This is a genomic window from Streptomyces californicus, assembly GCF_000717645.1.
Taxonomy (GTDB): Bacteria; Actinomycetota; Actinomycetes; order Streptomycetales; family Streptomycetaceae; genus Streptomyces; species Streptomyces californicus.
The window spans coordinates 243,758-255,683 of the sequence record NZ_JNZZ01000006.1; the positions used below are offsets into that span (position 1 = coordinate 243,758).

Below are 11,926 nucleotides of genomic sequence, written 5' to 3' on the forward strand. Positions count from 1 at the left end.
CGCCTCTCGCGGCCGTCGCAGCACATGTGGCACCGCCGGTAAACCACCTGATCGGTTCACTGCGGATCCGGCGCGCAGGGCTCACCATGGGCTCACGCACAGACCGTGCGCATCCCACCGTTCCGCGGCCACCGCCGCCGATCGCGAGGAGCCCGAGTTGAACCGTGACGCCACCCCTCGTCGCTACCTGATGTGCGCCCCGGCGCACTTCCGGGTCACCTACTCCATCAACCCGTGGATGGACCCGTCCAAACCCGTGGACCTGCCGCTGGCCCGGACCCAGTGGGAGGACCTGCGCGACCGCTACCGCGCGCTCGGCCACACCGTCGAACTGCTCGACCCCCGCCCCGACCTGCCCGACATGGTCTTCGCCGCCAACGGGGCCACGGTGATCGGCGGCCGGGTGCTCGGCGCGCTGTTCGCGTACCGGGAGCGGTACGCGGAGGCCGGGGCGCACCGGGACTGGTTCCGGGACAACGGCTTCACCGAGATCCATGAACCGGAGCACGTCAACGAGGGCGAGGGCGACTTCGCCGTCACCTCCTCGTACCTGCTGGCCGGGCGCGGCTTCCGGTCGAGTCCGCTCTCGCACGCGGAGGCCCAGGAGTTCTTCGGCGTGCCGGTCGTCGGCCTCGATCTGGTGGACCCGCGCTACTACCACCTGGACACCGCGCTGTGCGTGCTGGACGCGGCGGCCGACGAGATCATGTACTACCCGGACGCGTTCTCCGCCGGCAGCCGGGCGGTGCTGCGCCGGCTGTTCCCGGACGCGCTGCTCGCCCGGGAGGCGGACGCGGCGGCGTTCGGCCTGAACTCGGTCAGCGACGGCCGGCACGTGCTGCTGCCGCAGGGGGCGACGGGGCTGCTCGGCCCGCTGCGGGACCGGGGCTTCGAGCCGGTCCCGATGGATCTGGGCGAGCTGCTCAAGGGCGGCGGCAGCGTGAAGTGCTGTACGCAGGAGCTGCGCGGCTAAGGGATGTCCGGCGGCCAGGGGTCGCCCCAGGCGACGTTCCTGGCCGCCCGGTACTGCTCGCCGTGGCGCTTGGTGACCGTGGTGCGGGCCAGTCCCTCCTCCCGGGTGCACAGCTCCAGGAGCACCTGGCCCTTGCGGATCTGCGGCCTGCGGGTGATCCGGGCGGGCGCGGGGGCGGCGGGGAAGCGGGTGGCGACGACGTAGCTGAACTTCTCGTCCTCGTGGCTGAGCGAGCCGCCCTTGACCTGCCGGTGCAGCGAGGAGCGGCTGACCCGGGCCGAGAAGTGGCACCAGTCGGCCCCGGGCTCGATGGGGCAGGCGGCGCTGTGCGGGCAGGGGGCCGCGATCCGCAGTCCGGCGGCGATCAGCCGGTCGCGGGCCTCGATGATCCGGGCGTACCCGTCCGGGGTGCCGGGTTCCACGATCACCACGGCCTGCCCGGCGGCCGCGACCGCGTCGACCAGTTCGGTCCTGGCGGCGGCGGTCAGCTCCTTGAGGACGTAGCTGACGGTGACCAGGTCGGCCTGGGCCAGTTCCAGGGCCGCGCCGATCCGGGCCCGCTCCCAGCGCGCGTCGCGCAGTCCGGGGGACCCGGACGCCCGGGCCAGTTCCCGGCCGAGGGCGAGGGCCGGTTCGGCCCAGTCCAGGACGGTGGTGGCCGGGCCCTCCCAGGCCCCGGCGACCGCCCAGCTCGCCGCGCCCGTGCCGCCCCCGACGTCGGTGTGGGTGGCGGGCGTCCAGTCGGGCGCTGCCTCGACGAGGGCGTCGAGGGCGGACCGTACGGCTTCGAAGGTGGCGGGCATCCGGTAGGCGGCGTACGCGACGACGTCGGAGCGGTCCCGCAGGATCGGGGCGTCGGTCGGGGTCTCCCCCCGGTAGCTGGCGATCAGCCGGTCGACGGCCTGCGTGGCCTGCTTGGGCGGCAGACCGTCGAGCAGTCCGGCCAGCGCCGCGCGCAGGGACTGGGCGGTGGGGAGGGTGGCGTTCACCGGCGAATTGTAGGCGGCGCCGGCCCGCGGCCCGCATTCCGTCACCCCGGGGCCGGACCGGCGCGAGGGCGAGGTGGCGGGGGCGTGTCCCCGGCCGCCGAGCCGCCGCCACGGTCCCACCTGACCGGCACGGAACGGGAATCCGGCGAACTCCACGCCGCCACCGGGCTGTTGCTACGCTGGCCCGCGCGTGGAGAGCACCGGGTCACGATGGTCCAGCAGGGGAGCCATGAGGCAGAAGATCGTGCGGCTGACGCTGGTGGGCGGTGTGGTATTTCTCGCCCTGCTCCTGCTGCTGGCCACCTGCGGCGGCGACCCGGACCGAGGCGACGGGAAGGGCGCGGCGAAGGGGACGGCGGAGCCGGCGATGCCGAGCGCCGGGCCGGTGACCCGGCTGACCGTCCCGCCCCAGTACGCGACGGGCCGGGGCTGGGAGATCATCGGCACCTCCCCCGACGTGGCCGTCTCCCACGCCACGGGCCTGCTGGCCTACCTGGAGCGGTCCGAGGGCAACCGCTACCGGCTGCGCACCGTCGAGGCCGCCACCGGCGAACTGGGCTGGCGCGGCAAGCCGTGGCAGCAGCCCGACCCGCTGCACTACCCCAAGCTGGCCACGGTGACCAAGGGCGACCGGCAGTACTTTCTGACCTGGTCGTACGGGAAGGTAGGCGACGGTCTGTCGCCGTCGAGCACCTTCATCGCGCTCGACCTGTACGACGTGACGAACGGCAACCGGCAGCGCGTCGAGGTGCCGTGGTCCGGCGCCCCGGACGTCCACACCGACGGCCCCGACATCGTGATCAGCGACGCGAAGGCCAACAGCACCCTGGTGGACCCGGTCACGGGCGAGGTGTCCGAACTGGCCGCGGACAAGCTGAAGTACCCCAAGGGGTGCACCGCCTGCAAGCAGCTCACCGAGGTGCACGGGCAGACCGTCGAGGGGCTGCTCGTGGGCGGGGCGCGGGAGTTCTGGGTGCGCGGCGGCTGGTTCAGCCGGAACGTGGCGCCCAAGGGGACCGACAGGGGCAGCGGGGTGGTGACGTCGACGGCCCCGGGCCAGGTGCTGGCGAAGTGGTCGCCCGCGAAGAAGACCAAGCGGGCGGCGACCCACGAGCTGTGGGCGGTGCACGACGCGGCGACCGGCGAGGTGCTGGCCTCGGTGGAGTGCCACCGGCCGGCCATACAGCCGGGCCGCTATCCGCAGGCCGTCCTCTCCCCCTCGGGCGCGTATCTGGTCGCCGGGAACCTCGCCTTCGACCTGGAGGCCAAGCAGGGCCGCTGCTTCGAGGACGAGGACGGGGCCGCGCATCTGTCGCTGGCCACGGTGACGGACGACGGCATCGCGTACGGGGCCGAGAACGCGCGCGACGCGTCGGAGGCGCTGTCCGGCGGCGGCATCCCGGTCACGATGGACTTCGCGACCTGGAGCACCGAGCGGCTGTCGCGCGACGTGCGGCTGCCGGACACGGAGACGACCGGGGTCGGGGTGTTCCGCTGGACCGACCGGCAGGACCGGGACCGCCTGATCGGCTACCCGCGCACGGGCTGACCGCCGGTACCGGGGCCGCCCGGGGGCGTTCCGCCGACCGGACACTCCGTCGAGCCGGGGACGATCCATCGGGCCGAAGGCACTCCGTCGGCCCGTGAGCGATCCGCCGCCCCGTAGGCGATCCACCGGCCGTCTGCCCGGGGGCCCTCCGTCAGAGGGCGCCCGCCTCCCTGCCCGCGCGCTGCCAGGGGCGGCACAGGAACAGGAAGCAGCCCACCGCCGCCAGCGCGCAGACCACCTGGACCACGGCCATCGGGACGGCCGTGTCCTCCCCCGCGATCCCGACCAGTGGCGAGGCGACGGCCCCGATGAGGAACGAGGAGGTGCCGAGCAGCGCGGAGGCGGAGCCCGCCGCGTGCTTGGTTCGCATCAGCGCCTGGGCGTTGGTGTTCGGCATCGCGAGGCCCATCGCCGACATCAGCACGAAGAGGCCGGCCGCGACCGGGAAGAGCCCGACCTCGCCGAAGACGCCGAGGGTCATGAGCAGCAGGGCGACGGCGGCCAGCACGATCACGGCGAGGCCGAAGCCGAGCACCTTGTCGAGGCTGATCCGGCCGACGAGGAGCTTGCCGTTGATCTGCCCCACGATGATCAGGCCGATCGAGTTGAGCCCGAAGAGCAGGCTGAACGTCTGCGGCGAGGCCCCGTAGATCTCCTGGACGACGAACGGGGAGGCGGAGATGTACGCGAACAGGACGGCGAAGGCGAGACCGCCCGCGACCATGTAGCCGGTGAAGACCCGGTCGGCGAGCAGCCCGCGCATGGTCCGCAGGGCGTCGGAGACCCCGCCGGTGTGGCGGTCGGCGGGCGGCAGCGTCTCGTGCAGCCACTTCCACACGACGAGGGTGAGCACGATGCCGACGGCGGTCAGCACGACGAAGATGCCCCGCCAGTCGGTGATCCGCAGGACCTGCCCGCCGATCAGCGGGGCGACGATCGGGGCCACGCCGGAGATCAGCATCAGGGTGGAGAAGAACCGGGCCATCTCCACGCCGTCGTAGAGGTCGCGCACCACCGCCCGCGCGATCACGATGCCGGCCGCGCCCGCCAGCCCCTGGAGGAGGCGGAAGCCGATGAGGAGTCCGGCGGTGGGGGCCAGGGCGCAGATCGCGGTGGCGAGGACGTAGACGACCATGCCGAGCAGCAGCGGGGTGCGCCGGCCCCAGCGGTCGCTCATCGGCCCGACGACGAGCTGGCCGAGCGCCATGCCGGCCAGGCACGCGGTCAGCGTGAGCTGGATGGTGGCGGCGGGGGCGCTCAGCGAGTCGGTGACCGCCGGGAGCGCCGGGAGGTACATGTCCATGGAGAGCGGCGGCAGGGCGGTGAGTCCGCCGAGGACCAGGGTGACCAGGAGCCCGGTGCGGCGGGTGGCCTTCGCCGCCGCGCCCGCGAGCGCCGGGCCGGGCAGCCCGGCCGGGGCCGTGGCCTGCGGGGCCGCCGGGTCGACGGCGAGCGCCCCCGCGTCGCCGTGCGGGACGACGGGCGCCCCGTCGGTTCCGGGACGGTTCCCGGAGGGGGGTATGTCTCCGGGTACGTCTGCTCGCTGGGCCCGGCTGCCGCCGCTCTCCGGCATTCTCATCTCCACATCGTTGAATCCGCATCTATGCTCTCAGCTCGACCGGAGTGGTCGATACCTTTTTCGGGCGGGCTGGGGTGGCGGACATGGCTGGGGCGGCGGGCGCGGGTGGCGCGGGCACGGGTGACACGGTGCGCTGGGGCGTACTGGCGACGGGCGGCATAGCCGCGACGTTCACGGCGGACGTCCAGCGGCTCCCGGACGCCGAGGTGGTGGCGGTGGCCTCGCGCACGGAGGCGTCGGCGCGGGCCTTCGCGGAGCGGCACGGGGTCGAGCGGGCGTACGGGAGCTGGGCGGAGCTGGTCGCCGACGACGCGGTGGACGTGGTGTACGTCGCCACCCCGCACTCGGCGCACCACGCGGCCGCCTCGCTCGCCCTGCGGGCCGGGAAGCACGTGCTGTGCGAGAAGGCGTTCACGCTCAACAGCCGGGAGGCACAGGAGCTGGTGGCGCTGGCCCGGGAGCGGGGCCTGTTCCTGATGGAGGCCATGTGGACCTACATCGACCCGGTGGTCCGGCGGCTGACCGAGCTGGTCCGGGACGGGGCGATCGGCGAGGTCCGGACCGTCCAGGCGGACTTCGGCTTCGCGGGCGACTTCGCCCCCGGCCACCGGCTGCGCGATCCGGAGCTGGGCGGCGGGGCGCTGCTGGACCTCGGGGTGTACCCGGTGTCGTTCGCGCACCTGCTGCTGGGCGAGCCGGACCGGGTCCAGGCCGAGGCGCTCCTCTCCCCCGAGGGGGTGGACCTGAACACGGGGATGCTGCTCGGCTGGGACTCCGGTGCGTCGGCGCTGCTGTCCTGTTCGATCGTCGGCCACCATCCGACGGCGGCCACCGTGATCGGGACCGCCGGGCGGATCGACGTACCGCGCGACTTCTTCCACCCGGACCACTTCGTCCTGCGGCGGGCGGGCGAGGAACCGGAGACGATCACCTCGGGGCCGGGGCCGCGGGGGCTGTCCGGCATGCAGTACGAGGCCGTCGAGGTGGCGCGCGCGGTGCGGGCGGGCGAGCGGGAGTCCCCGCTCGTCCCGTTGGAGGGTTCGCTGGCGGTGATGCGGACGCTCGACGCGGTACGGGACCGCATCGGCGTCCGCTATCCGGCGGACGCCTGACGTACGCGGCGGCTACGCGGGCGTGAGCCCCGGGTTCCCGGCCTCGGTGGTGAACGAGGCGGCGGTGGTGACGGGCGCGCCGGGGGTCGTGACGGCCGCGACCGTACGGAAGTCGGCGCGGGCCTCCTTCGCCCCGAGGGTGACCAGCGCGTAGCCGCGCCGCCCGTTGTAGTGCTTGAGGTGCGGGTTGGCGCGGGTCTGGTTCTCCCAGTTGGCGGGCCGCTCGGAGCCGTCCTTGCCGCTGGCGATGGAGGTGGTGACGATCTCCGTGCCGATCGTGCGCGAGGCGGGGTCGTCGAAGTCCTTCTTGAGGTCGAAGGCGTAGGAGACGTGGACGTCGCCGGTGAGGACCATGAGGTTCTCCACCCCGGCGGACTCGGCCCCGGCGAGCACCCGCTGCCGGGAGGCGGGGTAGCCGTCCCAGGAGTCCATGGAGAGCTTGAACGCGTCGGTGGGCACGTCGCGCCGCTGGGCGAAGGTGACCTGTTGCGGGACGACGTTCCAGGTGGCGTTCGAGGCCCGCCATCCGTCGATCAGCCAACGCTCCTGGGCGGCCCCGGTCATGGTGCGCGACGGGTCCTCGGACTCGGGCCCGGGGGTGCGCCAGCCGTCGCCGTACGCCTGGTCGCTCCGGTACTGGCGGGTGTCGAGGATGTCGAACTGGGCGAGCCGGCCGAAGGTCAGGCGGCGGTAGAGCCGCATGTCGGGCCCGGTGGGGCGCTGCGGGGTGCGCAGCGGCTGGTTCTCCCAGTACGCGCGGTACGCGGCGGCCCGGCGGAGCAGGAACTCCTCGGGCGGTACGTCGTTCTCGGGGGTGCCGCCCGCGTAGTTGTTCTCGGTCTCGTGGTCGTCCCAGGTGACGATGAAGGGGTGGGCGGCGTGGGCGGCGCTCAGGTCCGGGTCGGACTTGTAGAGGGCGTACCGCAGCCGGTAGTCCTCCAGCGTGACGGTCTCCCGGTTGAAGTGCGCGGGGAGCCGTCGGTCGGTGTAGTTGCGGGCGCCGCCGGTGGCGTTGACCGCGTACTCGTAGAGGTAGTCGCCGAGGTGGAAGACGGCGTCGACGTCCTCGGCGGCCAGGTGGCGGTAGGCGGTGAAGTAGCCGTCGTGGTACGCCTGGCAGGAGACGGCGGCCAGGGCCAGGGAGCCGGGGCGGGCTCCGGCGGCCGGGGCGGTGCGGGTGCGGCCGACCGGGCTGGTCCAGCTGCCGGCGCGGAAGCGGTAGTAGTAGACCCGGCCGGAGCCGAGGCCCTTGACCTCGGCACGGACGCTGTGGGCGAACTCGGCGTGGGCGGTGGCCGATCCGCGCCGCTCGATCCGGCGGAAGCGCTCGTCGCGGGCCACTTCCCAGCGCACCTCGACCCGGCCGCGCGGCAGCCCGCCGCCCGGCTCGTACGGCCGGGGCGCGAGCCGGGTCCAGATCAGGACCGACGACGGGTGCGGGTCGCCGGAGGCGACGCCGAGGGTGAACGGGTTCTCGGTGATCCGCCGGGCGTCGAGTTCGGCGGCGCTCGCCGTACCGGCGGCGGGCAGGTTCACGGCGAAGGCGAGCGCGGCGGCGGCCCCCGTCGCGGTCAGGAAGCGTCTGCGCCCCACGCCGGGTTCGAGCAGCCGTGCGGCGGCGCGGAGTTCGGCGGCCCGCGCGTCCTGATCGGGCGTCATGATGGTCTGTGCGGCTGTCATATGCCCCTCCTCAACCCGGATGCTGTCGGGATTCATGGCAACCGCGCGCGACGACGCACCGTTGTCGCGTGCACAACATCCGCATGGCGGGTCGATGAGCACCGCGTGCCCGATGCGCCGACCTGTCCCGTACGCTGCCGGGCCATGAACAACGAGCAGACGGAACAGGCCGAACGGGCGGGGCGGAACGAGCGGGTCGACGGGGCGGGCCGGAAGGTCGCGGTCGTCACGGGCGCGGGATCGGGGATCGGGCGGGCCGTCGCCCTCGCCCTGGCGGGGGCCGGCTGGTCGCTCGCGCTCGCGGGCCGGCGGGCGGAACCGCTGGCGGAGACGGCGGCCGGGGCCGGGGACACCGAGGCGCTGTGCGTCACCACGGACGTGACGGACGCCGACGAGGTGGACGCGCTCTTCGCCGCCGTACGGGAGCGGTTCGGCCGACTGGACCTGCTGTTCAACAACGCGGGCACGTTCGGCCCCGGCGGCGTGCCGCTGGAGGACCTCGCCGCGGCGGACTGGCGGGCGGTGGTGGACGTGAACCTGACGGGCGCCTTCCTGTGCGCGCAGGCGGCGTACCGGCAGATGAAGGAGCAGGACCCGCAGGGCGGGCGCATCATCAACAACGGCTCGATCTCCGCCCACGCGCCCCGGCCGCACTCGATCGCGTACACCGCGACCAAGCACGCGGTCACCGGGCTGACGAAGTCGCTGTCGCTGGACGGCCGCCCGTACCGGATCGCCTGCGGCCAGATCGACATCGGCAACGCGGCCACGGAGATGACGGAGCGGATGCGGAGCGGAATCCTCCAGGCCAACGGGGAGTTGGCGGTGGAGCCGGTGATGGCGGCGGCGGACGTGGCGCGGACCGTGGTGCACATGGCGGAGCTGCCGCTGGAGGCCAACGTCCAGTTCGCGACGGTGATGGCGACGACCATGCCGTACGTGGGGCGCGGCTGAGCGGGGGGCGCGGAGGCGGGCGGGCGCGGAGACGGGGGGCTGAAGCCTGGGCGGGCGGCGGCTGGGGCGGGTCGTGGCTGAGGTGGGTGGCCGGCCGCCCGAATCCGACCGCGCGTGATCACACATGATCAAAGTGCGCCCGAACTGGCCCGTCCATGGCCGAATTTGCGGGTTCCTTCAACTGTGGCCGAGCAAGCGCGTGCTGTCCGTATGATCGCATCCTGTTACACCTTCACCAGAACGACACAGAAGGAACACCGCATGCGCATACGCACGGCCGCGCCGCTCGCCCTGGTCGCCGCCACCGCCCTGGCCGGCTCGCTCCTCGCCACGGCAGTCCCGGCCACGGCAGCCGCCCACCAGGGCGGACTGCACTTCGGCACCATCCAGTACGACGGACCCGGCAAGGACGACCGGTCGAAGAACTCGCTGAACGCCGAGTGGGTGAACATCCACAACAACGGCAAGAAGAAGGTCCAGCTCAAGGGCTACAAGGTGAAGGACAACACCGGCTACACCTACACCTTCGGCAGCTACACGATCGGCGCCGGCAAGACGGTCAAGCTGCGCACCGGCAAGGGCAAAAACGTTTCGGGCACCGTGCACTGGAACCGGGGCTCGTACGTCTGGAACAACACCGGCGACAAGGCCCGGCTGATCAAGCCGAACGGGAAGCTCCAGGACTCCTGCTCGTGGGGCAAGTCCACCAAGGCCAACAAGGGCGTCAAGAACTGCCACTGACCGACCGGTCGCCCGAGACGCGTCCCGCGCACGGCTCGCGTCCCGGGCATGCCACGCACGGCTCGCGTCCCGGGCGCACCGCGCGCGGCACGGAGTGCGGACGGCCGGGAATGACGGGCGCGGCAGGGCGGTTGGTGAGCTGCATGACTGCTGATTCCGGGCCCGAGGTCCTGCGCTACACCGCCTTCTCCGCCGACCCCGCGGGCGGGAACCCCGCCGGCGTCGTCCTGGACGCCGGCGGGCTGGACGAGGAGCGCATGCTCGCCGTCGCGGCGGAGCTGGGCTACAGCGAGTCGGCGTTCCTGACGGAGCGGACCGGCGAAGGCGCGTACACGATCCGCTACTTCAGCCCGAAGGCCGAGGTCCCCTTCTGCGGCCACGCCACGGTGGCCACCGCGCTGGCCCTGGCGGAGCGGGACGGCCCGGGCGAGCTGGAGTTCGCCACGGCGGCGGGGCCGGTGCCGGTCACCGTCGTACGGGAGGGCGGTGAACTCCGCGCCACCCTCACCAGCGTGGCCCCGCGCATCGAGGAGGTGGCCGATGCGGACCTGGCCGAGGCGCTGGCGGCCCTGGACTGGCCGGCCGCCGACCTCGACCCGGAGCTGCCGCCCCGGATCGCCTACGCGGGGGCCCGGCACCTGGTGCTCGCCGCCGCGACGCGGGAGCGGCTCGCGGAGCTGGCGTACGACTTCGCCCGGCTCGAAGCGCTGATGCACCGGCTGGAGCTGACCACGCTGCAACTGGTCTGGCGTGAGGGCCCCGAGGTCTTCCACGTCCGCGATCCGTTCCCGGTGGGCGGGGTCGTCGAGGACCCGGCGACGGGTGCCGCGGCGGCCGCTTTCGGCGCGTACGCACGGGAGCTGGGGATCGTTCCGGAAGCGTCCGTGCTGACGCTGCACCAGGGGGCGAACATGGGACGTCCGGGCACACTCACCGTGGAGCTGCGCGCGGGAGACCCCCGCGTCCGGGTCAGCGGGACGGGAACCCGGATCGGCTGATCGCTGATCGGCCGGGGAACGTACCAGCGGAGTCGGCCGGATACGGACCGCCTGGGCCGGCCGGTTTCAGACCGTCTGAGCCTGCCGGTGACGGACCGGGGAGTCAGCCGGTGAGGCCCTCGGCTCCGGCGGACTCCCCGACCGGGGCGGCGGGCGGGGAGACACGGCCGTACCAGCGCTCCGTCTCCTCCGGGTCGAGGGTGCGCTCCAGCAGGAGGTCGCCTCGCATGCCGGGGAAGAACCGCCCCGCGGCCCAGGACCGCCGGTAGGACGGTTCGTCCAGGACCAGCAGCCGGACGCCGTCCACGACCGGGATGTCGGCGGGCGCGCCCTCGTTCCAGACCGGTTCGCCGCCCGGGGCCACCAGGTCGAAGGAGCCTTCGGCCATCACCTGCCCCGGGGTCTCCCGGCAGACGGCTGCCTCCTGCGGCGACGGCGCGCGGCCCGCCACATGGCCGCCGCCGATGAGCGTGTCGGCGAGCAGGGTGTGCAGTTGGAAGTTGTCCCCGATGCCGGAGAGCCGCAGGACGTAGCCCGTACGGCTCGTCCGGTGAAGGGCGACGAGGGGTTCGTCGTCCAGCACCCGGAGGGCGTACGCGAGGGAGGTGAACTCCTGGCCGGACGTCTCCGTCACGGCGGTGAGCAGCCGCAGCAGCCCACTCCGGTCGTCGGCCCCGGCGCGGACCGCCCGGTCGTTCAGCAGGGCGACGGCCGCCGACTCCCACGCGCGGAGCGTCCACCAGCCGAGCGCCGGGTCGAGCCCGGCCCGCTCGACGGCCTCCGCGCCCGGCTCCCCGTCGTCCGGTGCGGGGAAGGGCCCGCCGCCGGTCGCGGCCCACGCCTCGGCGAAGGCGGCGGCCTGCTCCAGGGCCCACCGGAGGCCGGCCAGCACGGCCGGGGCGCAGCGCTCGGCGTCGGCGCCGCGTTCGACACAGGCCCCGACGAGGACGGCGACGACGGCACGCGGACCGGGCGGCACCTGCTCCAGTACGGCGGCGAGCCGCGGCCCGCCGTCCAGCAGCTCCGGCTCCCGGGCCTGGCCGAAGGTCTCCTGAAGCCGGCCGAACGCCTTGCGCGACCGCTTGGCGTCCTGCGCCGTCACCGCGGACTCGAAGTCGGCGACGGCACCCCCGAACCCGGCTCTACCGAATATCATTCCAGCACTTTATCGACGCCCCGCCGGAGGCCGCGAAGCCGGTCACCCCCGGCGACACCCGCCGCCGCGGGCGCCCTCCACGGCGGGCGAGACCCTCGGCCCTGCCGCACATCGAGCCCCGTACGGCGCGGAGCTTCCGCCCGACGCCCCCGCAGCCCTCCCAGCCTCCTCGACGCCCCATGCGCCCCCAGTCCG

At 73.8% G+C, this 11,926-nt stretch carries 9 protein-coding genes and 1 pseudogene; 6 read left to right on the top strand and 4 right to left on the bottom strand.

Annotated elements, in window-relative coordinates; translation table 11 throughout:
- Window positions 1-136: 136 nt before the first annotated feature.
- A pseudogene (gene ddaH / locus IF19_RS0110410) lies at window positions 137-973 on the top strand (dimethylargininase); the annotation flags it as partial.
- On the opposite strand, the gene IF19_RS0110415 reads toward ddaH, so the two are convergent.
- Window positions 970-1,962, bottom strand: coding sequence for a small ribosomal subunit Rsm22 family protein (locus IF19_RS0110415; protein ID WP_030117932.1), 993 nt, complete (start codon window positions 1,960-1,962; stop codon window positions 970-972). The pseudogene ddaH and the gene IF19_RS0110415 overlap by 4 nt on opposite strands.
- 229 nt (window positions 1,963-2,191) lie before the next feature.
- Here IF19_RS0110415 and IF19_RS0110420 point away from each other — a divergent pair, with 229 nt between their 5' ends.
- Window positions 2,192-3,511 (top strand): hypothetical protein, encoded by a 1,320-nt coding sequence (locus IF19_RS0110420; RefSeq protein WP_030117931.1) that lies wholly within the window; start codon window positions 2,192-2,194, stop codon window positions 3,509-3,511.
- Between the two features lie 151 nt (window positions 3,512-3,662).
- Here the strand turns inward: IF19_RS0110420 and IF19_RS0110425 are convergent, their stop codons facing one another.
- Entirely contained in the window at window positions 3,663-5,084 is a 1,422-nt protein-coding gene (locus IF19_RS0110425; protein ID WP_030276436.1) for a multidrug effflux MFS transporter, read from the bottom strand.
- Between the two features lie 89 nt (window positions 5,085-5,173).
- Between IF19_RS0110425 and IF19_RS0110430 the strand changes: the two genes are divergently transcribed.
- Entirely contained in the window at window positions 5,174-6,202 is a 1,029-nt protein-coding gene (locus IF19_RS0110430; RefSeq protein WP_050492596.1) for a Gfo/Idh/MocA family protein, read from the top strand.
- Between the two features lie 12 nt (window positions 6,203-6,214).
- Here IF19_RS0110430 and IF19_RS0110435 read toward each other — a convergent pair whose 3' ends face one another.
- Window positions 6,215-7,882, bottom strand: coding sequence for an alkaline phosphatase D family protein (locus IF19_RS0110435; protein ID WP_030117927.1), 1,668 nt, complete (start codon window positions 7,880-7,882; stop codon window positions 6,215-6,217).
- Between the two features lie 144 nt (window positions 7,883-8,026).
- Here IF19_RS0110435 and IF19_RS0110440 point away from each other — a divergent pair, with 144 nt between their 5' ends.
- The 3 genes from IF19_RS0110440 (at window position 8,027) to IF19_RS0110450 (ending at window position 10,575) form a co-directional block, all read left to right on the top strand.
- Complete coding sequence (locus IF19_RS0110440) at window positions 8,027-8,836, top strand: SDR family oxidoreductase (RefSeq protein WP_030117926.1); 810 nt, start codon at window positions 8,027-8,029, stop codon at window positions 8,834-8,836.
- A gap of 261 nt (window positions 8,837-9,097) precedes the next feature.
- Window positions 9,098-9,577, top strand: coding sequence for a lamin tail domain-containing protein (locus tag IF19_RS0110445; protein ID WP_030117925.1), 480 nt, complete (start codon window positions 9,098-9,100; stop codon window positions 9,575-9,577).
- A 143-nt stretch (window positions 9,578-9,720) separates the two neighbouring features.
- Window positions 9,721-10,575 carry a PhzF family phenazine biosynthesis protein gene (locus IF19_RS0110450; RefSeq protein ID WP_030117924.1) on the top strand — a complete coding sequence of 285 codons (855 nt, stop codon included), beginning with the start codon at window positions 9,721-9,723 and terminating at the stop codon, window positions 10,573-10,575.
- 103 nt (window positions 10,576-10,678) lie between these two features.
- On the opposite strand, the gene IF19_RS0110455 is transcribed toward IF19_RS0110450, so the two are convergent.
- Window positions 10,679-11,731 carry a hypothetical protein gene (locus IF19_RS0110455; RefSeq protein ID WP_050492586.1) on the bottom strand — a complete coding sequence of 351 codons (1,053 nt, stop codon included), beginning with the start codon at window positions 11,729-11,731 and terminating at the stop codon, window positions 10,679-10,681.
- Window positions 11,732-11,926 lie beyond the last annotated feature (195 nt).